At 73.0% G+C, this 22,077-nt stretch carries 19 protein-coding genes; 8 read left to right on the top strand and 11 right to left on the bottom strand.

Features of this window, described 5'->3' with window-relative positions:
• Positions 1-197 precede the first annotated feature (197 nt).
• Positions 198-1,934, top strand: coding sequence for a DEAD/DEAH box helicase (locus ASE27_RS06480; RefSeq protein ID WP_056647737.1), 1,737 nt, complete (start codon positions 198-200; stop codon positions 1,932-1,934).
• A gap of 127 nt (positions 1,935-2,061) precedes the next feature.
• Positions 2,062-2,532 (top strand): VOC family protein, encoded by a 471-nt coding sequence (locus tag ASE27_RS06475; protein ID WP_056647734.1) that lies wholly within the window; start codon positions 2,062-2,064, stop codon positions 2,530-2,532.
• A 47-nt stretch (positions 2,533-2,579) separates the two neighbouring features.
• Here ASE27_RS06475 and ASE27_RS06470 read toward each other — a convergent pair whose 3' ends face one another.
• From ASE27_RS06470 to ASE27_RS06455, 4 genes are all read right to left on the bottom strand, one after another.
• Complete coding sequence (locus ASE27_RS06470) at positions 2,580-4,382, bottom strand: beta-N-acetylhexosaminidase (protein ID WP_082608626.1); 1,803 nt, start codon at positions 4,380-4,382, stop codon at positions 2,580-2,582.
• Positions 4,383-4,583: 201 nt separating this feature from the next.
• Entirely contained in the window at positions 4,584-5,198 is a 615-nt protein-coding gene (locus tag ASE27_RS06465) for a MarC family protein (RefSeq protein ID WP_225220218.1), read from the bottom strand.
• A 31-nt stretch (positions 5,199-5,229) separates the two neighbouring features.
• Positions 5,230-6,069 carry a PHP domain-containing protein gene (locus tag ASE27_RS06460; protein ID WP_056647931.1) on the bottom strand — a complete coding sequence of 280 codons (840 nt, stop codon included), beginning with the start codon at positions 6,067-6,069 and terminating at the stop codon, positions 5,230-5,232.
• 125 nt (positions 6,070-6,194) lie between these two features.
• Positions 6,195-6,647 carry an Lrp/AsnC family transcriptional regulator gene (locus tag ASE27_RS06455; RefSeq protein WP_056647725.1) on the bottom strand — a complete coding sequence of 151 codons (453 nt, stop codon included), beginning with the start codon at positions 6,645-6,647 and terminating at the stop codon, positions 6,195-6,197.
• Between the two features lie 118 nt (positions 6,648-6,765).
• Between ASE27_RS06455 and ASE27_RS06450 the strand changes: the two genes are divergently transcribed.
• Both ASE27_RS06450 and ASE27_RS06445 read left to right on the top strand, forming a co-directional pair.
• Positions 6,766-7,383: a LysE family translocator gene (locus ASE27_RS06450; protein ID WP_056647721.1), complete on the top strand. Its 618-nt coding sequence runs from the start codon at positions 6,766-6,768 to the stop codon at positions 7,381-7,383.
• Positions 7,384-7,474: 91 nt separating this feature from the next.
• Entirely contained in the window at positions 7,475-8,380 is a 906-nt protein-coding gene (locus tag ASE27_RS06445; RefSeq protein ID WP_082608625.1) for an alpha/beta fold hydrolase, read from the top strand.
• 155 nt (positions 8,381-8,535) lie between these two features.
• On the opposite strand, the gene ASE27_RS06440 is transcribed toward ASE27_RS06445, so the two are convergent.
• Positions 8,536-11,229 (bottom strand): GH92 family glycosyl hydrolase, encoded by a 2,694-nt coding sequence (locus ASE27_RS06440; RefSeq protein WP_082608624.1) that lies wholly within the window; start codon positions 11,227-11,229, stop codon positions 8,536-8,538.
• A gap of 380 nt (positions 11,230-11,609) precedes the next feature.
• Here ASE27_RS06440 and ASE27_RS06435 point away from each other — a divergent pair, with 380 nt between their 5' ends.
• Positions 11,610-13,151 (top strand): aminopeptidase P family protein, encoded by a 1,542-nt coding sequence (locus ASE27_RS06435; protein WP_056647714.1) that lies wholly within the window; start codon positions 11,610-11,612, stop codon positions 13,149-13,151.
• A gap of 111 nt (positions 13,152-13,262) precedes the next feature.
• Here ASE27_RS06435 and ASE27_RS06430 read toward each other — a convergent pair whose 3' ends face one another.
• Positions 13,263-14,012, bottom strand: coding sequence for a bifunctional 2-polyprenyl-6-hydroxyphenol methylase/3-demethylubiquinol 3-O-methyltransferase UbiG (locus tag ASE27_RS06430; protein ID WP_056647925.1), 750 nt, complete (start codon positions 14,010-14,012; stop codon positions 13,263-13,265).
• Between the two features lie 130 nt (positions 14,013-14,142).
• Here ASE27_RS06430 and ASE27_RS06425 point away from each other — a divergent pair, with 130 nt between their 5' ends.
• The 3 genes from ASE27_RS06425 (at position 14,143) to ASE27_RS06415 (ending at position 17,084) form a co-directional block, all read left to right on the top strand.
• On the top strand, positions 14,143-15,168 hold the full coding sequence (locus ASE27_RS06425) for an ATP-binding cassette domain-containing protein (protein ID WP_082608623.1): 1,026 nt from the start codon (positions 14,143-14,145) through the stop codon (positions 15,166-15,168).
• The gene (locus tag ASE27_RS06420) at positions 15,165-16,004 is read left to right on the top strand and encodes an ABC transporter permease (RefSeq protein WP_082608622.1); all 840 of its coding nucleotides are present in this window, start codon (positions 15,165-15,167) and stop codon (positions 16,002-16,004) included. The genes ASE27_RS06425 and ASE27_RS06420 overlap by 4 nt, the downstream gene beginning before the upstream one ends.
• A gap of 84 nt (positions 16,005-16,088) precedes the next feature.
• Complete coding sequence (locus tag ASE27_RS06415; RefSeq protein ID WP_056647711.1) at positions 16,089-17,084, top strand: TetR/AcrR family transcriptional regulator; 996 nt, start codon at positions 16,089-16,091, stop codon at positions 17,082-17,084.
• Positions 17,085-17,267: 183 nt separating this feature from the next.
• Here ASE27_RS06415 and ASE27_RS06410 read toward each other — a convergent pair whose 3' ends face one another.
• From ASE27_RS06410 to ASE27_RS06390, 5 genes are all read right to left on the bottom strand, one after another.
• Positions 17,268-18,128, bottom strand: coding sequence for a general stress protein (locus ASE27_RS06410; RefSeq protein WP_056647708.1), 861 nt, complete (start codon positions 18,126-18,128; stop codon positions 17,268-17,270).
• Positions 18,129-18,268: 140 nt separating this feature from the next.
• Positions 18,269-19,105 carry a class II fructose-bisphosphate aldolase gene (locus ASE27_RS06405; RefSeq protein ID WP_056647705.1) on the bottom strand — a complete coding sequence of 279 codons (837 nt, stop codon included), beginning with the start codon at positions 19,103-19,105 and terminating at the stop codon, positions 18,269-18,271.
• Complete coding sequence (locus tag ASE27_RS06400) at positions 19,106-20,086, bottom strand: 1-phosphofructokinase family hexose kinase (protein WP_056647702.1); 981 nt, start codon at positions 20,084-20,086, stop codon at positions 19,106-19,108.
• On the bottom strand, positions 20,083-21,132 hold the full coding sequence (locus ASE27_RS06395) for an ROK family protein (protein ID WP_082608621.1): 1,050 nt from the start codon (positions 21,130-21,132) through the stop codon (positions 20,083-20,085). Before ASE27_RS06395 ends, ASE27_RS06400 begins: the two co-directional genes overlap by 4 nt.
• Complete coding sequence (locus tag ASE27_RS06390) at positions 21,129-22,025, bottom strand: SIS domain-containing protein (RefSeq protein WP_056647699.1); 897 nt, start codon at positions 22,023-22,025, stop codon at positions 21,129-21,131. Before ASE27_RS06390 ends, ASE27_RS06395 begins: the two co-directional genes overlap by 4 nt.
• Positions 22,026-22,077 lie beyond the last annotated feature (52 nt).

Below are 22,077 nucleotides of genomic sequence, written 5' to 3'. Positions count from 1 at the left end.
GAACCGGGGTTCGCGCCTCACGGCCGACGACCCCCGACGACGTCTTCGCGGCGAATACCCACGATCGGCTGCCGGCCACTAGGCGCGAGAGACCGTACCTGCCTGGGATCTTCCCGGAGCATCGTGGACCCGCCAACCGTCGGGTCGATCACGCACGTGCGGGGCCTCGCGCCAGACATCAGAACCACGAGGCACCAGTGACCACCACCGAAACACCTGTCGAGCCCACCGAGCTCGACCTCACCCCTGCCGAGGCCCCTGTCGACGACGCACAGGGCACGCTCTCGTCGAGCGTCCAGGCCAAGGACGTCTCCTTCGCGGACTTCGGTGTCCGCCCGGAGATCGTCGAGGCGCTGGCCGACGCCGGCATCACCCACCCGTTCCCCATCCAGGCCATGACCCTGCCCGTCGCGATGTCGGGGCACGACATCATCGGCCAGGCCAAGACCGGCACCGGCAAGACGCTGGGCTTCGGCGTGCCGCTGCTGCACCGCGTCATCGCCCCGGGCGAGGAGGGCTTCGACCAGCTCCCCGCACCGGGCAAGCCGCAGGCCCTCGTCATCGTGCCGACCCGTGAGCTCGCCGTCCAGGTCGCCGGCGACCTCGAGGCCGCCTCGGCCAAGCGCAGCGTCCGCATCATCCAGCTCTACGGCGGCCGTGCGTACGAGCCGCAGATCGCGACGCTCAACGCGGGCGTCGAGGTCGTCGTCGGCACCCCCGGGCGCATGATCGACCTCATGAACCAGGGCCACCTCAACCTCACGCGCGCTCGCTGCGTCGTGCTCGACGAGGCCGACGAGATGCTCGACCTGGGCTTCCTGCCCGACGTCGAGAAGCTCCTCTCCCGCACGCCCGCGGCCCGCCACACCATGCTCTTCTCGGCGACCATGCCGGGCGCGGTCGTCTCGATGGCCCGCCGCTACATGACGCAGCCGACGCACATCCGGGCCAACGACCCGGACGACGGCGGCCAGACCGTCAAGAACATCAAGCAGGTCGTCTACCGCGCGCACGCGCTCGACAAGGTCGAGGTCCTCGCGCGCATCCTCCAGTCGGAGGGCCGCGGCCTGACGATCGTATTCGCGCGCACCAAGCGCACGGCCGCCAAGGTCGCCGACGAGCTCGCCGACCGCGGTTTCGCGTCAGGCGCGATCCACGGCGACCTGGGCCAGGGCGCCCGCGAGCAGGCGCTGCGCGCCTTCCGCTCGGGCAAGATCGACGTGCTCGTCGCGACCGACGTCGCGGCCCGTGGCATCGACGTCGACGACGTCACGCACGTCGTGAACTACCAGTGCCCCGAGGACGAGAAGACCTACCTGCACCGCACGGGCCGTACGGGCCGCGCGGGTAACAAGGGCACGGCCGTCACGTTCGTCGACTGGGACGACGTGCCCCGCTGGTCGCTCATCAACAAGGCCCTGGACCTGAACATCCCGGAGCCCGTCGAGACGTACTCGACCTCCCCGCACCTGTACTCGGACCTGAACATCCCCGAGGGCACCAAGGGCCGACTGCCCAAGTCCGCGCAGACCCGCGCGGGCCTGGACGCCGAGAAGCTCGAGGACCTGGGCGAGACCGGCAAGCGCGGCGGCTCGCCGTCGTCCGCGCGCGGCGGTCGCGACGCAGGCCGCGACGCGGGCCGCTCGGGCTCGCGCGACGCCGGCCGGTCGGGTGGCCGCGACAGCGGTCGCAGCAGCTCGCGCGACGCCGGCCGGTCCGGTGGACGTGAGGGTGGCCGCAGCTCCGAGGGCGCGCAGCGTTCCTCGGCACCGGCCGTCTCCACGGGTGCGGAGCAGGCTCCGCGCGCCGAGGCTCCGGCCGCCGGGGCGTCCGCGGACGGCGCTCCGTCGCGTCCCCGCCGCCAGCGCAACCGTCGCCGCACGCACGGCGGCTCGGGCGCCGGCACCACGGGGGCGCCGGCTCCGGCCGAGTGACCCTCGACGCACGACACCGACGGCGGGCCGTCGCTCCTCGGAGCGGCGGCCCGCCGTCGTCCCGGGAACCGTCACGCGCGCGGGCGCAGCGGCGGCGTGCCCGACGCGTCGGGGCTAGCGTGGATCCATGGAACCTCGCGTCAGCCTGATCACCCTGGGGGTGCGCGACGTCGCCCGGGCACGCGCCTTCTACGTCGACGGGCTGGGCTGGGCACCCGTCAACGAGGTGCTGGGCGAGGTCGTCTTCCTCCAGGTCGGTCACGGCCTGCTGCTGTCGCTGTGGCGCCGGGCCGACCTCCTCGAAGAGGCCGGTCCCGGCATCCACGAGGGGCACCACGGTCCCGAGCCCGTGACGCCCGTCGCGCTCGCGCACAACGTCGGCTCGCCCGCCGAGGTGGACGACGTCCTAGCGAGCGCGCTCGCCGCAGGAGGCTCCGTCGTCGTGCACGCGCAGGTGCGCGCCTGGGGCGGCTACTCGGGGTACTTCGCGGACCCGGACGGGTTCCGCTGGGAGGTCGCCCACAACCCGGGCCTCGTGGTGTCCGACGACGGACGGGTCACGTTCGTCGCGGCCGAGCCCGACCCCGGGGCCTGGTAGGTCCCGGCGGGACGCCTCAGCCGAGGCGGGTGCGGCCCCTCACGCCGTCACGGGGCCCAGTCCACGTCGGCGACCTGGTTCCACCCGATGCCCGCTGCGGTCCAGCGCGGGGACACCTGGACGAGCCGGTCACGGAAGTCCGGATAGCTACGGTCGGCCTGCTCCGACCACGCGACCTCTGCCGTCGCCGGCAGCCGAGGGAAGAGCATGAAGTCGGTGTACGTGTCGACGGGCACGAACACGTCGGTGCTCGTCGGCAGGCCCGCGAGGCTGTCGGGGTAGGAGCGGTCGGACCACAGCAGCACCTCGACGCCCGCCATGTCGGACTCGTCCGCCAGGGTGCTCTTTCCGTCGGGCGAGGTGAGCTCGGTCGCGGGGTCCCAGTCGTACGCCTCCTCGAGCGTGATGCGCGAGGCCCACTCCAGGCCGTACGGGGTGTCCTCGTCGTACTTCATGTCGAGGTACGTGCGGTCGGCGGGCGACATGATGAGCCGGGCGCCCTTGTCGAGCGCGGCCTGGACGTCGACCAGGTCCGCGTTCGTCGCCTCCCCGCCGATGACCCCGCGCAGCCGCTCCCCCACGCCCCAGTACTGGATCAGCGCGCCGGGAGGCAGCTCCTCGGACGCCCCCCACTGGTGCCAGCCGATCACGGTCTTGCCGTGGCCTGTCGCGATCTCGTTCGCGGCCTCGGCGTAGCTCTGGTACCAGCCGGGCGGGCTGGGCGCCTCGTCGCCGCCCAGGTGCAGGTACGGGCCGGGGTTCTGCCCCGCGACGGACGCGAGGACCGTCTCGAGGAAGCCCTGGACGTTGCCCAGGTTCTCGTCGCTCGCGCAGACGATCGGGTTGTTGACCTCGGGGCCCCAGTACAGCGGGGTCGGGACGCCGTCGCAGGTGAGCGAGCCGAGCGACGCCTGCGCCGCGAGGGTGTGCCCCGGCCCGTCGATCTCCGGGACGACCGTCATGTACTTGTCGCGCGCGTACGCGACGATCTCCGCGTACTCGTCCGCGGTGTAGTACCAGCGCTCACCGTCCCCCGTCCCGGGCTCCCACCCCTCCTGCGTGGTGGAGCCGACCTCGGTGAGCTCGGGCAGTGCGTCGACCGCGATGCGCCACCCCTGGTCGTCCGTCAGGTGCAGGTGGAGCGCGTTGAGCTTGTACGTCGACGCGTGGTCGACGAACCGCTTGACGGACTCGACCGGGTAGAAGCGGCGCGCGACGTCGAGCATCGCGCCGCGGTAGGCGAACCGGGGCTCGTCGGAGATGGTGACCGCCGGGGCGGTCCACCCGCCCGCAGGCGCCTCCTGGACCGTGGTCGCCTCGAGCTCCGGCGGGAAGAGCTGGCGCAACGTCTGCACGCCACGGAACAGACCGGGAGGCGACGTGGCGGTCAGGACGATCTGCTCGTCGTCGACCGTGAGCTCGTAGGCGTCGACACCCGTGTCGTCGAGCAGGCCGTCCCGCTCCCAGACGACCTCGGTGTCCGGCACGAGCTCGAGACGGATCTCACCCACGGCGCCGTCGACCGCCGGGCCGAGCGGCAGGTCGAAACCCGTCGCGGTCCCGAGGCGCTCGGCGAGCTCCTCACCGACGTGGTGGACGTCCGGGGCCATGACCTCGGGCGTGACCAGCGCAATCGTGGAGTCCGCGTCGAGCACGAACGCGCCTCCCCCGTCGACCCTCACGTCCGTGGGCACCGGCACGAGCCCGAGGCCGGCCGAGGCGACGTCCTTCTCCTCGGGAGTGCATCCCGCGACGAGCGAGACGGTCAGGACGGCGAGGGCGATCCCGGTCGTGAGGGCGACGGGTCGACGGCGACGCGGTGAGTTCACCAGCACTCCTTCGATACTCATGACGGAAGGATGCGGCGCCCCTCCGGGGCTCACCCTAGGACGTGGGTGCGATACCAGGACGGGGACGTCCGTACCGATCGGGTAACGCCCGTCGGGCTCGCGGATCGTCGCGCGTCGACGCGCCTGGACGCGCCTGGACAGCACGACGCCCGCGAGACCTGATGGTCTCGCGGGCGTCGGGGCGCTACGGTCGGCCGGGCGTCAGCTGGCCGCCTGGACGAACGCGGTGACGGCGTCCGCGACGAGCTGCACCGCGATGGCCGCGAGCAGCAGACCCGCGATGCGGGTCACGAGGATCGTGCCCGAGTCCCCGAGGACACGGTGGATGACGTTCGCGAAGCGCATGGCCAGGAAGAGCGTGATGTGGACCGCGACGACGCCCGCCGCGATCGCGACCCAGTCCGCAGCGGACCCGTCGGCTCGCTGGACGAACACCATGGTCGCGACGATCGCACCGGGGCCCGCGAGGAGCGGCGTGCCGAGCGGGACCAGGGCGACGTTGACGCCCTTGTTGCCCGACGGCGTCGGCTCCTCCATCTTTCCCGTGAGCAGCTCCATCGCGACCAGCAGCAGGAGGAGCCCGCCGGACGCCTTGAGCGCCGGGAGCGAGATGCCCATGTAGTTGAGGATCTGCTGGCCGAACACCGCGAACGACACGATCACGCCGAACGCGACGAGGATCGCGGTCCTGGCGGCCTGGTTGCGCTGCTTGGCACCCATGGCGCTCGTCAGGCCCAGGAAGATCGGTACCGTCCCGGGAGGGTCCATGATCACGAACAGCGTGATGAACACCTCGGTGAAGAGGCGGAGGTCCATGATGTCGTTCACGACATCACCGCCCGCGCCGTCATCGGATCACGTCCAACGTGCCTAGCTCCTCGATCGTCTCCAGCACTCGTGGTGCTGTCGTGTTCTCGCCGAGCCGGTTCGGTTTGCCGGCTCCGTGGTAGTCGCTCGAACCCGTCACGAAGAGGCCCAGGGTGTGGGCGATGTCCTCGAGACGGGCAACTTGCTGTGCGCTGTGGTCGCGGTGGTGCACCTCGAGCCCCAGCAGTCCTGCGTCGGCCATCTGCTCGATGACCGCGTCCGGCACCACGCGTCCTCGCCCGTCGGCGCCCGGGTGGGCGAAGACGGGCACCCCACCGGCCGCGCGCACCGCGCGCACGGCGTCCAGGACGTCAGGGGCGTAGTGCGGCACGTAGTAGCCCGTGCCGGGGTGCAGGATCGTGGCGAATGCCGCCGAACGGTCGCTGACGTGGCCGGTGGCCACCAGGGCGTCCGCGATGTGCGGGCGTCCGATCGTGGTCCCCTCCTCGGTCTGCGACAGGACATCTTCCCACGTCAGCGGGTAGTCCTCGCCGATCCGCTCGACCATGCGCCGGGCCCGCGAGACGCGGTCGACACGCGTGCGCTCGGTCTCGGCCAGCAGGTCGGGGTGCGTGGGGTCGTGCAGGTAGCTCAGCAGGTGCACCGAGACGTGCCCCGAGCGGGCCGAGATCTCCGCGCCCCGCACCAGCGCGATGCCGCTGCGGGTGGCCGCTTGCGCGGCGTCTGCCCAGCCCGCGGTCGTGTCGTGGTCGGTGAGGGCCACGACGTCGAGCCCTGCGGCGGCTGCGTCCTCGACGACCTGCGCCGGGGCGTCGGTCCCGTCGGACGCCGTGGAGTGGGTGTGGAGGTCGATGAGCACCCCCTCAGGATAGTGAGCGCGCGCGTCGAGGCCCGCCGGGAGGGGCCCGACGACGGCGCTCACCGAGGCGGACGGGTCCGGCGGGTCTGCTGCGGCCTGCGTGCCGCACGGCACCGCGAGGCCACCTAGAGAGGCAGGGCCCTGTCCTCGACGACGCTCTTCATGACGAGCGTCGAGCTGAGGCGCATCACGCCGGGCAGGGTCGAGAGCCGTTCGTCGTACAGCACCTGGAAGCCCGGCAGGTCGCTCGCGACGACGCGCAGGAGGTAGTCGGGGTCGCCGAAGAGGCGCTGGGCCTGCAGGACGTTCGGCACCTCGACGACCGCGGTCTCGAACGCCTCGAGCGTCTCCCGGGTCGCAGACTGCATGGTCACGAAGAGGAGCGCCTCGAAGGTCAGCCCGACCGAGCTCGCGTCGAGGTGCGCGCGGTAGCCGCTGATGACCCCGGAGCGCTCGAGCGCCCGCAGCCGCCGGTGGCACGGCGAGACGCTCAGGCGGACCCGTTCGGCGAGCTCGGTGAGCGTGAGCCGGCCGTCCTGCTGCAGCTCGGCAAGAATCTGCCGGTCGATGTCGTCCATGCACGAGATCTTTCCACCTCATCGTGATTCAGAGCAAGAAGTTGGAAGCACCTTTGCCCGGTTCCGACCTAACGTTGCTCTCGCGCCGGAGGTCGGCGCCCATGCCCCTGGAGGAACGATGCCCGTCGCCACGATCGCCGCTTTCTGGGCGGTGTCGCTCGTCTTCGTCGTGACACCCGGGGCCGACTGGGCGTACGCGATCACGGCCGGCCTGCGCCACCGGTCGGTCCTGCCCGCTGTGGGTGGGATGCTGGCCGGCCACCTCGCGGCCGCGCTCGTCGTCGCCGCCGGGGTCGGCGTCCTGGTGTCCCGCTCCCCGGCTCTCCTGACGGTCCTGACGATGCTCGGTGCGGCGTACATCGCGTGGCTCGGCGTGACGATGCTCGCCCGCCCGGGTGGTCCTGTCACCGAGAGGGAAGACGTCGCCGGGTCGTGGGTACGCCAGGCCGCGAAAGGACTCGGGACGAGCGGGCTCAACCCCAAGGTCCTCCTGCTGTTCCTGGCGCTGCTGCCGCAGTTCACCGACCCGGCGGGGCGCTGGCCCGTCGGCGCGCAGATCGCGGCGCTGGGCGCGGTGCACATGGTCGGCTGCGCAGTCGTCTACCTGCTCGTGGCGTTCGGGGCACGGCACGTCCTGCGCTCCCGTCCCGGCGCGGCGCGCGTCGTCACGCGGGTCTCGGGCGTCGCGATGATCCTGATCGGTACCGCGCTCGTCCTCGAGCAGGCGATCGGCTGACGGCCTCGTCCCAAGGCCCGCACAGGACGTTCACGGGAGGCTCCCCGTGCTTTCGCACTGCTCCCAGGTGGCGCTGGCAGCATCCGAAGCGATGCGAAACAGCCAGCCCTCCCTCCGGGCCTCCGCCTTCCCGTCCGACCCGTCGATCGACCTCCTCCCGAGCCTCGCGCAGGCGTCCTCGGCCGGGACCCCTGCCGCCGTCGTGTTCGTGCACGGCGTGCGCACCTCGAACGCGATCTGGGGGCGTCAGCTCGCCCACGTGCGCGAGGCGGGCCACCTCGCGGTCGCGGTCGACCTGCCGGGGCACGGCGAGCGCAGCGACGAGCGGTTCACGCTCGCACGGGCCTTCGAGATCCTGGACGATGCCGTCGCGTCCTTCCCCGACGACGTCCCCGTCGTCGTGGTCGGGATGTCGCTCGGCGGCTACACGTCGCTCGCGTACGCGGCGAGCCACCCCGACCGGCTCGCGGGCATCGTGGCGTGCGCGTGCAGCGCCGACCCGCGCGGCAAGCCCGTCGCGCTCTTCCGCGAGGCCGCGAGCCTCATGGACGCTGCGGGCACCGCGACCCGTCGCGCGCTGGGCCGCGTCCAGGACGTGCTGCGCGCCGGAAGGTCGCTGCCGGGTGGAGCACGCGCCTCGGCCCAGCTCACCGGGGCCGGCACGTTCGCCGACCCGCGGCTCCCCGGCCGGCCCGCGTGGCAGGTCGTGACCGACGTGCTGCACGAGCTCGCGGGCCGCTCCTCGCGCGCCGACCTCCGCGCCGCCAAGGTGCCGGTCTGGCTCATCAACGGCCAGCGCGACCACCTGCGCCTCGACGAGAAGCGCTACCTCGACACGGCCCCCGACACAGCCCTCGTGGTCGTGCCGCGCGCGGGCCACGACGTCAACCTCGACGCCCCCGACGCGTTCAACGACGCGCTCTCGCGGGCGCTGGGCGACCTCACGAGCCGCTGGTCCCCCGCTCGACGCCTCGAGCCGGTCGGCGCGGCCGCGTGACACGACCGTCCTGAGCGCCACGCCCGGCGACCCCGGGCCGTGACGACCCAGGACCGACAAGGCCCCAGGCACCCGAGGCGAGAACCGCCGTCGGGCACCTGGGGCCTTCTTCTTGCTTCCTGCTCACCTCCCGCACCGGCACGTGCGGGCCGGCGTCAGCCGCAGGACGTCGCCGGGTAGGCGACCTCCACCGTGCGCGGCTCGGCGCCCGGGAGCGTCACCGTGACGCTCGCCGTCCCGGCCTCGACCGAGCCCGAGCGCGCGTTGAACGTCTGCGCGGCGCTCTTGCCGGGCTGCAGCCCGTGGAACGACTTCGTCCCGAACGGCGTCGCCAGGACGACGTCGACCGCGGTGTCGGCCGAGCTCGTGGCCTTGACCGACACCTGGGCGTTCTTGCCCGCGCAGCGCACCGTCGCGGTGACCTCGACGGGCAGCGGCGGGAGCGGCGCCGACAGGCTCGGGATGCGGTCCGCGGGCGCGGTGCCCCACGTGAGGCCCGCGCTCGAGTCGGCCAGGTCGAACTCGAGCGTGCCGCCGTCCTGGATCGCCGAGGCGTCCATCCACGCGGCCGTGTGCTCGGCACCGTCGAGCGTGACGCCCGAGACGTAGCTCGGCAGGTCCTCGTTGGCCCCCTCGGCCGAGATGGCGAACGTCGTGCCCGCGTCGGTCGTGACGGTCGCGGACTGGACCTTGGGCGCGTTGAGCGCGAGCATGCCCGAGCCCGGCAGGACGGGCTCGAACCCGAGCGCGGCCATGACGTACCAGGCGGCCAGGGTGCCCAGGTCGTCGTTGCCGACGCCCCCGCCCGGCGTGTTCGGGAACCGGTTGAGGTTCGCAGCCAGCACGTCGTTCGTCTTCCACGGCTGCCCGACGTACCCGTAGAGCCACGCGTTGGTGATCGTCGGCTCGTTGCCCGGGTTGTAGCGGATCGTCTGGTAGTACGAGCTGCCACCGCGCGCCCACGTCGAGGGCGAGACGCCCGGCTTCGCCGCGAGCGCCGGCATGTCGAAGTAGTAGTCGAGACGCTCGACGAACGCGTCCTCACCACCCATCGCCTCGGCCAGACCAGTGACGTCCTGCGGGACCATCCACTGGTACTGCCACGGGACACCCTCGTGGAAGCCCGTGCGCGTGACGTCGGTCAGCTCGGGGAGAGTGACGAACGTACCATCGGGGCGCTTGGCGTTGACCATGCCCTGGAAACCGCCCGAGAGCTGGACGTCCGGGTTCCACAGCGTCTGCCAGTTGCGGCCCTTGGCGAGGAAGGCCTCGGCGTCCTCGGTCTTGCCGAGGCGCTGAGCAGCCGCCCCCAGGCCCGCGTCGGACAGCGCGAACTCGAGCGTCGACGAGCCGCCGTGACGGTACTCCTCGTACTGCCCGCCCAGGCCGCCCTCGTTCTCGGGGTAGAACGGGATGTGGCCGTTCTCGTTGTAGAAGGCCGCGCTCTGGCGACCCACCGACGCGACGCCGGCAGGCGGGGCCGTCGTGGCGTTCTCCACGAGGTAGCCCCAGAGCTCGTCCGAGATGTCGTCGGGCACGGTGCCCATGGCGAAGTTCTCCGCGAGCCACGGCGTGACCGGGTCGCCGGCCATGATGTTGGTCTCGAGCGCGCCCAGCGACCAGCGGGGCAGCCAGCCGCCCTCGACGCGGTGCTGGTACATCGAGCGGACGATGTCCTCGGCGCGCTCGGGGAGCAGCAGGGCGTGCAGCGTCGCCTGGGTGCGGTACGTGTCCCAGAGCGAGAAGTTCTGGTAGTAGTCCCAGCCGTCGGCCTGGTGCTCCTCGAGGTCCATGCCGCGGTACCGGCCGTCGACGTCGTTGCCGATCGTCGGGGACAGCAGCGTCTTGTAGAGCTGGGTGTAGAAGATCGTGCGCTTCTCGGGCGAGGCCTCGATGTCGACGCGGCCCAGCTCGGTGTTCCAGGCGTCGCGCGCCTCCTCGCGGATCTCGTCGAACCCGACCTGGACGCCGTCGCGCACGGCCTCGGCCTCACGGTTGCCGCGAGCGCCGTCTACGCTCACGAAGGACACGCCCACGCTCACCTCGACGTCGCGGTCCGTGGTCGTGTCGAACACCGCGACGGCGCCGTTGCGGCCCGTCGTGACCTGGCTCGTGGTCGAGCCCGCGGTGTAGGCGCCGGTGGTGCCCCACGTGCCCGACGAGGACACGGGGCGGTCGAACGTGGCACTGAAGAAGTAGCGCTGCTTGGCGGGCGTGCCGCCGCAGAAGCCGCCGTTGTCGACCCAGCCCTCGAGCGTGTGGTCGTCGACCCACGTGACCGAGCTGGCGCCCGCGTCGCGCAGCGTCTGCCCGACGTTGAACGACAGGTGCGACGTGGTCGAGGCCGGGAACGTGTACCGGTGCGCACCCACGCGGGTGGTCGCGGTGAGCTCTGCGTGCACGTCGTTGGCGAGCGTGACCTCGTAGAAGCCGGCGACCGCCTTCTCGGTGCTCGCCTGGTCCTTGATCGCGATGGGGGTCCGGGCCGTGCGCGGGGCCGCGGTGGTGTCCGGGGTCACGAGCAGCTCGCCCGCCGCGGGGCAGCCTGCGCTGTTGACGTGCCGGTGGCTGAAGCCCCAGACCCGCCCGGCGTTCTTGCTGTAGGAGGTCGAGGCGTAGGAGTTGGAGTTGTCCGGGCTGAGCTGGACCATGCCGAACGGGACCGTGGCGCCGGGGTAGGCGTTGCCCTCGCTCTCCGTCCCGACGAAGGGGTTCACCTCGAGGGAGTGGTCCACGGGCGGGCGCGGTTCAGACGGGTCCTGCGGAACTGCGGCGACCGGGGAGGCGATGCCCGCCCCGATCAGCAGCGCGAGCCCCGCGGAGAGCGTGGCGAGTCGTGATCGTCTCATGTGTGTTCGTCCTCTTCGACGTCCGAGCGGGCAGCGATGCCCACGACGCTCAGGCCTCGTCCGGCGCGCACCGGTGCGCGGTCCGGCGCCCGTCCGACGACGACGTGGGGTCGCGAGAGCGGCTGGCACCGGTGCCGGACGACGAGCGTCCGCGGCCCAGCATTCCCGCGAATGACTGCGCTGTCAATTATGAATGACAGCGCAGTCATCTTTTGCTGCGGCAGGGCTGCTCGACGGCCGCACGCGCTCCCCGACAGCACCCGGAGCACACCCGAGCGCCGTCCGGGGTGCGCCACGCGTCACGCCACCTCTGCGCCCGAGGGGTGCTCCGCCGTCGGGCCGCACGCGCCCTCCCAGCGACCGATGGGAGACTGGTGGCCATGAGCAACGACACCACCCCCGTCAGCGCCCCGGCCGCGGAGTCCGAGCAGGAGATCGCCGCCCGGAACGACAACCGGTCGCACCGGCCCGACTCCGAGGCCTTCAAGGCGTTCATCACGAGCGGCTGGGCGCCGCGCGCGAGCAGCGACGTCGAGGCCGGCGCCGCCGCCCCGTACACCGCCGCCCGCCGCGCCGAGCTGTCCGCAGGCTTCGCGGGTGCGCGCCTCGTGATCCCCGCCGGCCCGCTCAAGGTCCGCTCGAACGACACCGACTACCGGTTCCGCCCGCACTCGGCGTTCGCGCACCTCACGGGCCTCGGCACCGACCAGGAGCCCGACGCGGTCCTGGTCCTGCACCCCGTCGAGCCCGGCACGGGCGACGACGGCTCGAACCACCACGCCGTCCTCTACGTGCGCCCCCTCGCGGCGCGCGACACCGACGAGTTCTACGCCGACTCGCGCTACGGCGAGTTCTGGGTCGGGGCCCGCCCCAGCCTCGACGACGTCACGACCCTCACCGGGATCGAGGCGGCTCACGTCGACGAGCTGCGCGACGCGCTGGCCAAGGACGTCGGCGAGCACGTGGTGCTGCTCGTCGTCACGGGGGCGGACGAGAACATCGAGGCCCTGGTCGAGGCCATCCGCCTCGAGAACGGCCAGGCCGACGACGCCGCCGCGGACGCCACGCTCGTCGAGGCCGCCTCCGAGCTGCGCCTGGTCAAGGACGCGCTCGAGGTCGCGCACATGCGCGAGGCCGTCGACGCGACGATCGCGGGCTTCGCGGAGGTCGTACGCAACCTGCCGCGCGCGACCGGGCACCGCCGCGGCGAGCGCGTCATCGAGACGACGTTCGACGCGCACGCCCGCCTCGAGGGCAACACGGTCGGCTACGAGACCATCGCCGCCGCGGGCGAGCACGCCACGACGCTCCACTGGATCCGCAACGACGGCCAGGTCCGCACGGGCGAGCTCGTGCTGCTCGACGCCGGCGTCGAGGTCGACTCGCTCTACACGGCCGACGTCACGCGCACGCTGCCCGTCGACGGCACCTACACCGACGTCCAGCGCCGCATCTACACCGCGGTGCTCGACGCCGCCGACGCGGCCTTCGCGGTCGCCGTCCCCGGGGCCCGCTTCCGCGACATCCACGCGGCCGCGATGGAGGTCATCGCCGAGCGTCTCGCCGAGTGGGGCCTGCTGCCCGCGACCGCCGAGGAGTCCCTCGCCCCCGAGGGCCAGTTCCACCGCCGCTGGATGGTGCACGGCACGAGCCACCACCTGGGCCTCGACGTGCACGACTGCGCGCAGGCGCGCCGCGACCTGTACGTCGACGGCGTCCTGGAGCCCGGCATGGTCTTCACGATCGAGCCCGGCCTGTACTTCAAGAGCGACGACCTGACGGTCCCCGAGGAGTACCGCGGGATCGGCATCCGCATCGAGGACGACGTCCTGATCACGCAGGACGGCAACGAGAACCTCTCGGCGGCGCTCCCCCGCCGCCCCGAGGACATCGAGGCGTGGATGGCGTCGCTGCGCGACTGAGCGCGGCCAGGCTGTCAGAAGGGGGCCGGGGTACACCCCGGCCCCCTTCTGACGCCCCAGCGTCGCGGGCCGCTCGCGTCCGACCCCGGTACGGCGTCGACACCCCGCGGCTCAGACGGCGCGCGCGACGACGAGCAGCTCGCCGGCCCCCTCTCCGACGGCCTCGCGCCCCCACCCGCCATCGACCTGCTCGACGGCGAACCCCGCCGCCTCGACGCTCCGACGCACCACGTCCTCGGCGCGGAACCGCAGCGTCGCGGTGCTCGTGAGCTCGTCCCCCTCGGGCATCTCGTAGCCGAGCGTGAAGTCGACGACGCCGTCACGCTCGCCCGTGACCTCGCTCCAGGTCTGCACGACGCGGCCGTCGCTCAGCGTCACCGGGTCGCGGTCGTCGGGGGCGTGCCACGCCTCCCAACCACGGTCACGGGGGTCGCGGGTGTCGAAGACGAGGAGCCCGCCCGGCACGAGGGCCTTCCGGAGGTCGGCAAGGACGCCCGCCCACTCGTCGTCGGCGACGAAGAACTGGGCCACGTGGCTCGTCATGAGGGCGACGTCGAACGCGTCCGCGGGCGCGTCGGCGGACGTCCCGTGGACCCAGGTCACGGCCTCACCACCGGGACGTCGCCGGGCCGCGTCGAGAGCCGCGCCCGCGGGGTCGATGCCCGTCACCTCGTGCCCGGCGTCCGCGAGCGCCACGGTCAGCCGACCCGTGCCGCACCCGAGGTCGAGCACCCGCCCGCCCGGGCCCTCGGCCGCGCGGGCGAGGAAGTAGTCGTCGTCCGGACCCCAGGTGTTCTGGGCGTCGTAGACCTCGACGAGGCGGGCGTGACGGAACTCGGCCTGGTGCGTGGCGGGCTGCATGCCGTCACGGTATCCGGCCGTCCGTGCGCGGGTCACGGGAAATCCACCTCTTGTGTACGTCACACACAGTGCGTATGGTCTACACAGTGTAGGAGGTACACAACAGTCTGCGACGCACACGGAGGTAGCGATGCCCGACCCGATGATCGACGTCCGGGGACTCACGAGGTCCTACGGATCCCACGCCGTCCTGCAGGGCGTGGACCTGTCCGTCCGACGAGGCGAGATCTTCGCCCTCCTCGGACCCAACGGCGCGGGCAAGACGACCGCCGTCAACATCCTCACGACCCTCGTCCGCCCCGACGCCGGGACCGCGACCATCGCGGGGCACGACGTCGTCCGCCAGGCCGCGCGGGTCCGCGAGGTCATCGCGCTCACGGGCCAGTACGCCTCGGTCGACGAGTTCCAGACCGGCGAGGAGAACCTCGCGATGATGGCCAGGCTCGCGCACCTGCCGCGAGCAGCCGTCAGGGCCCGCACGGCCGAGCTCCTCGACCGCTTCGACCTCACGGACGCCGCCCGGCGCCGCGTCGAGACGTACTCGGGCGGCATGCGCCGGCGTCTCGACCTCGCGATCAGCCTGGTCGCGAGCCCGCAGGTCCTGATCCTCGACGAGCCGACCACCGGTCTGGACCCGCAGTCTCGTTCCGAGCTCTGGGACGTGGTCCGCGAGCTCGCGGCCGACGGCATCACGGTCCTGCTCACGACCCAGTACCTCGAGGAGGCGGACCGGCTCGCCGACACCATCGCGGTGCTCGACGGCGGGCGGATCGTCGCCCGCGGGACCGCGAGCGAGCTCAAGGCCCTCGTCCCCGGCCAGCACGTGCGGGTCGACGTCGAGGACTCCCACGCGCTCGCGTCCGTCCAGCAGATCGGCCTCGAGATCTCCGGGGTCGACGAGAAGGACCTCGCGGCGCTGGTCCCGACGACGGACCCGCTCCGCACGGTCCGCGACGTCCTGGCGCGGGCCGACGAGCGCGGCATCCCCGTGACGGGCGTGTCCGTGGTCAAGCCCTCGCTCGACGACGTGTTCCTCGCCCTCACGGGATCACGCGCCGCGCGGGCCACGATCCAGGCGCAGGGCACCCCGACCACCCCGTCCGCCCCCACCCAGCCCGCGGTCTCCCCCGCGACGACGAAGGCAGGCCTGCGATGAGCACCACGGCACCGACCACCACGCGGCGCCCCGCACCGGGACGCCCCTCGCGCACGGCACCGGCCCGCGTCGGCCAGTCCCCCACGACCGCGCTGCGCGACGTCTCGGCCATGACGGGCCGCGAGCTGCGGCGCACGCTGCGCAGCGTCGACGGGCTGGTCACGGCCCTCATGCTGCCCGTCCTCATCATGCTCGTGTTCGTCATCGTGTTCGGCGGGGCGATCGAGGACGACGGGAGCTACGTCGACTACGTCGTGCCCGGGATCCTGGTCCTGTGCCTGGGCTTCGGTTCGGCGACGGCCGCGCTCTCGGTGGCCCAGGACATGACGAGCGGCACGATCAACCGCTTCAAGACCCTGCCGATCTTCGGCCCCTCGGTCCTGTGGGCGCACGTCCTGGCCAGCACGGTCCGCAACCTCGTGTCGGCCACGCTCGTCCTGCTCGTGGCCGTCGCGCTCGGTTTCAGTCCCGGGGCCGACCTGGGCGGCTGGGTGGGCGTCGCGGGCTACCTCGCCCTCATGGTCCTCGCGTTCACGTGGCTGAGCTGCCTCGCCGGCCTGGTCCTGAGCGTCGACGCCGCGGCGAGCTTCAACATGTTCTTCCTGTTCGTGCCGTACCTGTCGAGCGGGTTCGTGCCGGTCGAGACCATGCCGACGTGGCTGCACGGCTTCGCGATGCACCAGCCGTTCACACCCATCATCGAGACGTTGCGCGCGCTGCTCTCGGGGACATCGACCGCGGGGCAGCTCGGGCCGGCGCTCGCGTGGCTCGTGGGCATGTTCGCGGTCTCGTGCGCCGCGGCGTCGATCCTCTACCGGCGCCGGACGGCGCACTGAGGGCGCTCGACCCGTGCGGCCGACGCCGTTCCCGCCCGTCTCCGCCCGGGCGGCGATCACGACCGGAGCAGCGATGATGTACCCATGACGGACACCACCGATCCCGGCCTGCCCCACGCCATCGCCCTGGCGTGGGGCGTGGCCGAGAACCCGCAGCGCGGCCCTCGTCGCGAGCTGAGCATCGAGCGGATCGTCGAGCAGGCCATCGAGATCGCCGACGCCGAGGGGCTCGGGGCGCTCTCGATGAGCAAGCTCGCGGCGGCCCTGGGGTACACGACCATGTCGCTGTACCGGTACGTCACGAGCAAGGACGACCTGCTGCTCCTCATGCAGGAGCAGGCGATCGACGTCGACCTCCCCTCGGGGGCGCAACCCGAGCTCACCGCGGTCCTGGAGGGGCGGATCCCCGCAGGGGACGAACCCACGTGGCGGCGTGGCCTGCGCGAGTTCGCGCTCGCGTCGCTCGCGGTCTACGAGGCCCACCCCTGGTTCCTCGACGTCGCGGTCCAGGGGGTCCCGCTCACGCCCAACAACCTCCGGTTCGTCGACCTGGGCCTGCGCGCGATGCACGGCACCTCGCTGTCCGACGCCGACAAGCTCGCGATGATCATGCTCGTCACGAGCTACGCGCAGAGCGCCGCCCGGATCCAGCGCGAGCTGCGCGGGGCCCGGCAGGACCCGGCAGGGCGCGACGTGAGCGGGGCCGCGTACGCCGAGGTCTTCTCCGAGCTCGTGACGCCCGAACGCTTCCCGTACCTGCACCCCGTGGTCGCCTCGGGCGCCTACCTGAGCGAGGACGACGGGGTCGACGACGTCGTGTTCGGCCTCGAGCGGGTCCTCGACGGGATCGGGGTCTACGTCGAGCGGACGCCCGCCGAGCGCGCCGAGTCCCCGCTCCCCCCGCACGAGGAGCGCGAGGCCGCCGAGCTCTATGCGCGCGACGCCAAGGTGAAGGAGGCGTCCAAGGCTCGTCGCGAGGCCGAGAAGGCCGTGCGCGAGGCCGAGAAGCGCCTCAAGGAGGCACGCAAGCGCGAGCGGGACGCCGCGAAGGCCGCCGCGGAACGGGCAGCCCGCGACTGAGCCCCGCTGAGTTGTCAGAAGGTGGCCGGGGTATGCCCCGGCCACCTTCTGACAACTCAGCGATCGTGGGTGACCGCGGCTACCCCGGGGACGACGCCCCGCGAACGCGGGTTCGGGCCGTCATGCGCTGCGCGGTCTCGCCCCCTGGCTCGGATCACCGTGCCTCCACGCGAGCAAGCGGACCTACCGCGTGCCCGACGACGTCTCGTCGGTCGCGCCGTCGGCCGCAGCCTGGGCGTCGGTCGCCGGAGCGGGGTGCCCCTCGACTGGCGCGCCGTCGGCAGGAGCGGGGGGCGTGAGGTCGCTGCGCATGGCCCCGTAGCGCGGCGCGCCCGAGGGCGTCGTCCAGCGCGGGTCGGGCGTCCTGGCCGGAGGTGCCGGCTGGGCCGGCGCGTCGGCCGGCTGGACCGGCGTCGCGACGGGAGCCGGAGCGTGCGGGGCCGTCGGCTGCTGGGTCCCCCACGTCTGCCCCGGCTGCCCCGGCTGCTGGCCGGGAGCCTGGCCCCACTGGCCCGGCTGCGCGGGCGGACCCGCGACCGGCGGGACCTGGCGCGCGATGGCCGCGGCGCCGTCGGGCATCTGGGACAGGAGGCGGCGTGCGTCGCCCGCGCGCTCCGCGAGGCACAGCAGCGAGTACGACGAGGCGACGATCTGGCTCGACGAGGTGAAGTCACGCTTGCCGCCCGTGAGCGAGTACGACAGCACCGAGAACAGCAGGCCGAAGCCCGCACCCAGTCCGATCGCCGCGAGCATCAGGCCGCCGCCGCTGTTGAACATGTAGAGCAGCAGGCCCACGAACAGGCCGAACCACGCACCGGACGCGAGGCCCGCGAGCGCCACCCGACCGTACGTGAGGCGGCCCATGACGCGCTCGACCATGCGCAGGTCGGTGCCGACGATGGTCACGTACTCGACGGCGAACTTGTTGTCGGAGAGGTAGTCGACGGCCTTCTGCGCCTCGAGGTAGGTCGCGTAGGACGCGATCTGCTCCCCGCTCGGCGGCGTCGGGACCTTGGGCGCGGAATTGGGACGAGTCATGCTCATCTGCCCAGTCTCCCGTACAAGTCGGCAGGAGGCGAGGGCGTTCACTCAGGGGGTATCAGCGAGGCAGAGGGCGGACGTCGGGGAAGAGGGCCGGCACCCTCTCCCCCGACGACGCCCCTCGGCCTCCCGGGAGAACCCCGTCAGGCCGCGTTCAGCACACCCAGCAGCCGCACGACCTCGTCGCGCATCGCGTCGCGGCCCGCACCGAGGTACTTGCGCGGGTCGACGACGGTCGGGTTCTGCTCGAGATAGGTGCGCAGCGCCCGCGTCAGGGTGTTGTTGAGGTGGGTCGAGATGTTGATCTTGGTCATCCCCTCCTCGACGGCACGCGTGAGGTCGGCGTCGGCGACGCCCGAGGACCCGTGCAGCACGAGGGGCACCGGCACGACCGCCCGCAGCTCGGCGATCCGCTCGAAGTCGAGCGAGGCCGTGCGATCCGTCATGGCGTGCGACGAGCCGACCGCGACCGCGAGCGCGTCGACGCCGGTCGCGGCGACGAACGCGACGGCCTCGGTCGGGTCGGTGCGCACGCCCGGGGCGTGCACCCCGTCCTTGCCCCCGACCTTGCCGAGCTCGGCCTCGACGAAGACCCCGCGGGCGTGGGCCTCGCGCACGACGTCGGCGGTCGCCTCGACGTTCGCCTCGTAGTCGAGGGCCGAACCGTCGTACATGACCGAGCCCATGCCCAGCTCGATGGCCTCGCTCACGAGGGCGCGGTCCTCGGCGTGGTCCAGGTGCACCACGACGGGTGCGCTCGACGCACGGGCGATCGCGAGCGTCGCGAGCGCGATCGGCTCGAGCCCGCCGTGGTACTTCGCGGCGTTCTGGCTGATCTGCAGGACGACGCCCGTGCCGGCGCGTGCGGCCGCGGCCACGAAGGCCTCGGCGTGCTCGACCTGGATCACGTTGAAGGCGCCGACCCCCCGGCGCTCGGCGCGGGCTCGGTCGATCAGCTGGCTGGCGGTGACGAGCGGCATTCAGTCCTCCGTGGTTCTCGGGGTGTCGTTCACGTTCTCGGTCAGGACGCGGTCGGCGAGCCGCCGCACGTCCTCGGGGTCGACCTCGCCCGCGACCGGCTGCAGCACGGCTGCGGCCGACGTGGCGACGGTCAGGGCGAGGCGCTCGGCCCAGGGCAGTCCGACGCTCACCGCGAGGGCCGCCATGGCGGCGTCGCCGGCTCCCGTCGGGTTGCCGTGCACGGGGGCGTCGAGCCGGGCCCTCGCCGCAGGGGCCGTGGAGCCCGGCGCGAACGCCGCGAGCCCCTTCTCACCGTCGGTCACGACGACGTCCCGCGCGCCCAGCGCCTGGAGCGCGGCCACGCCCTGTGTCAGGTCGTGCGTCCCGGTCGCCTCGGCGAGCTCGGCCCGGTTGGGCTTGATCAGGTCGGCGCCCGCCTCGGCGGCCCAGAGCAGACCCGGCCCCGAGACGTCGACGTGGACCGGGCAGCCGGCCTCGTGCAGCGCGCGCACCAGGTCGGTGAACCGGGCCTGCGTCGTGCCCGGTGGGAGCGAGCCGGAGATCGTCACGACCGGACGGTCCGCCCCGAGGGCGACCGCGGTGCGGACGAGCAGACCCCACTCCTCCTCGGTGAGCACGGCCCCCGGCTCGTTGAGGACCGTGGGGTGACCTCCGTCGTCGGGCCCCGCGTGCTCGGGGACGACCGCGACCGCCTGCCGCAGCGCGCCCGCGACCGGCACGAGCGACGCGGGCTGGCCCGCGGCCTCGAGGTCCGCCGCGAACGCTGGCGCGAGGAGGCCACCCACGGGGGCGACCGCGACCGAGTCCCCGCCCAGCGCGCGCACGACGCGCGCGACGTTGACCCCCTTGCCGCCCGCGCGGGCGGCGACCGACCGGACGCGCAGCGCCTCGCCCGGGTCCAGGCGGTCGACCCCGTACGTGACGTCCCACGCGGGGTTGGGCGTGAGGCACAGGACGCGGACCTGCCCGGGGCCCGTCACAGCGACTCCAGCGCGGCCGCGCTCACGGCGTCCCACGCGAGGACCGTCGCACCGTACGTGCCGGCCGCCGGTCCCAGCGTGGCCGGGACGAGCCGGGGCGCCGGGTGGATCGTGAGGTACGAGCGCACCGCGGCGTCGAGCGGGACCATGAGGTCGTCGCCCGCGCGCACGAGCCCTCCACCGATCACCACGACGGGCAGCGCCAGGACACGGACCATCTCGGCGACGAGCTCGCCGAGGCGGTCGACCGCGCGGTCCCAGACCTCGCGGGCCACCGCGTCGCCCGCGTGGGCGCGCGCCAGGACCTCGGCGGAGCCGGGCACCTCGTCGGTCGTCGCGCCCGTGAGCTCGCGATAGCTGCGCGCCATGCCCGCGGCCGACGCGAACGTCTCCGCGCACCCGGTGCCGCCGCACGGGCATGGCGCCCCGCCGTGCGCGCCACCGTGCCCGATCTCGCCCGCGTACCCGCCGCCCACGTAGACCTGACCGTGCAGGACGACCGCCGCAGCGATGCCCGTGCCGATCGACACGTAGGCGTGGTCGGGCGCTCCGCGGCCCGCGCCCAGGCGGGCCTCGGCGAGGCCCCCCGCGCGCACGTCGTGGCCGAAGCCCACGGGCAGGCCCGTCGCGTCCGCGACGACCTGCCGCAGCGGCAGGTCGACCCAGTCGAGGTTCTCGGCGCTCACCACGAGGCCCGCCGACTCGTCGACCGTGCCCGGCACCGCGAGGCCCACGCCCAGGACCTGGTACCCCGCGGGTACCTCGGCGCGCAGGGCCTCGACGGCCGCCAGGACCGCGGCGAGCGAGGCCTCGGGGCCCTCGGCCGCACGGGTGGGGGTGACCCGCTCGACGAGGATCTGGTCGAGCCCGTCCGGGTCGGTGCCGCGCGTGACGAGCACGGACTTGATGTCGGTCCCGCCGACGTCGAGCGCGATCACCGCCGGGCGCAGGCCTGCCCCCGTCGCTCCCGCCGCCGCCCCTCCGTGGGACGGCGACAGGAGCTCCGGGACGGCGGGGAAGGCGACCTGCTCTTCCCCGACCATCATGATGCCGAGTCCTCCAGGATGATCGAGCGCGTCAGGTGACGCGGGGCGTCGGGGTCCAGGCCCTTGCGCTCGGCGTTCGCGACAGACAGGAGCTGGCAGCGCACGAGCGTGAGCTGCGCGTCCTCGTCGAAGCGCACCACGAGGGCCCCCGTGCGCTCGATGTCCTCGACCAGGCCCGGGACCTCGGCGCCGAGCAGGATCACGGCGCTCGTCTCGTCGGAGATGCTGATGGGCCCGTGGCGGTAGTCCATGGCGGGGTACGCCTCGGCCCAGGCGAGCGACGCCTCGCGCATCTTGAGCCCAGCCTCGTTCGCGAGCCCCACGGCCATGCCGCGACCCAGGAACGTGAACTGGGTACGGGCCAGCACGGCCTCGGGGACCTCCCAGCCCACGACCTCCTCGGCTGCGGTCGCGAGAGACTCGATGTCGTCGCCCAGGCCTGCGCGCAGGAGCGTGAGCGCGGCCGTCGCGAACCGGGTCTGGACCACGGACTGCTCGTCGGCGAAGGGCATCACGACCACGTCGTCCGCTGCGCTCGCGCCGGGCGAGGTCGGGTCGCCGACGATCGCCAGGGTGCGCTGCTTGCCGTCGAGCACCTCGAGGAGGTGCAGGATCTCGGTGGTCGTCCCGGAACGGGTGATCGCCACCACGCGGTCGTACTCACGGCCCACCGGGTACTCGCTGCCGGCGAACGCGTCCGTGACCCCCTGACCCAGCTCCTCGCGGCGGGCCGCGTAGGCCTGGGCGATGAACCAGGACGTGCCGCAACCGACGATCGCGACGCGCTCGCCCGGCTGCGGGAGGACCGCGGAGCTCTCGGCGGCGAGGCGGGCCGCCTCGCGCCAGACCTGGGGCTGGCTCGCGATCTCGACGCTGACGTGGGAGGTGCTCATGGTGATGTCAAACCCTTCTGGTGTGGCCACCGGGCTGCGCGGTCGGCGCGGT

Source organism: Oerskovia sp. Root918 (genome assembly GCF_001428945.1).
GTDB classification, from domain to species: domain Bacteria; phylum Actinomycetota; class Actinomycetes; order Actinomycetales; family Cellulomonadaceae; genus Oerskovia; species Oerskovia enterophila.
The sequence above is the reverse complement of the archived record's forward strand: the minus strand, read 5'-3'. Positions and strand labels throughout refer to the sequence as shown.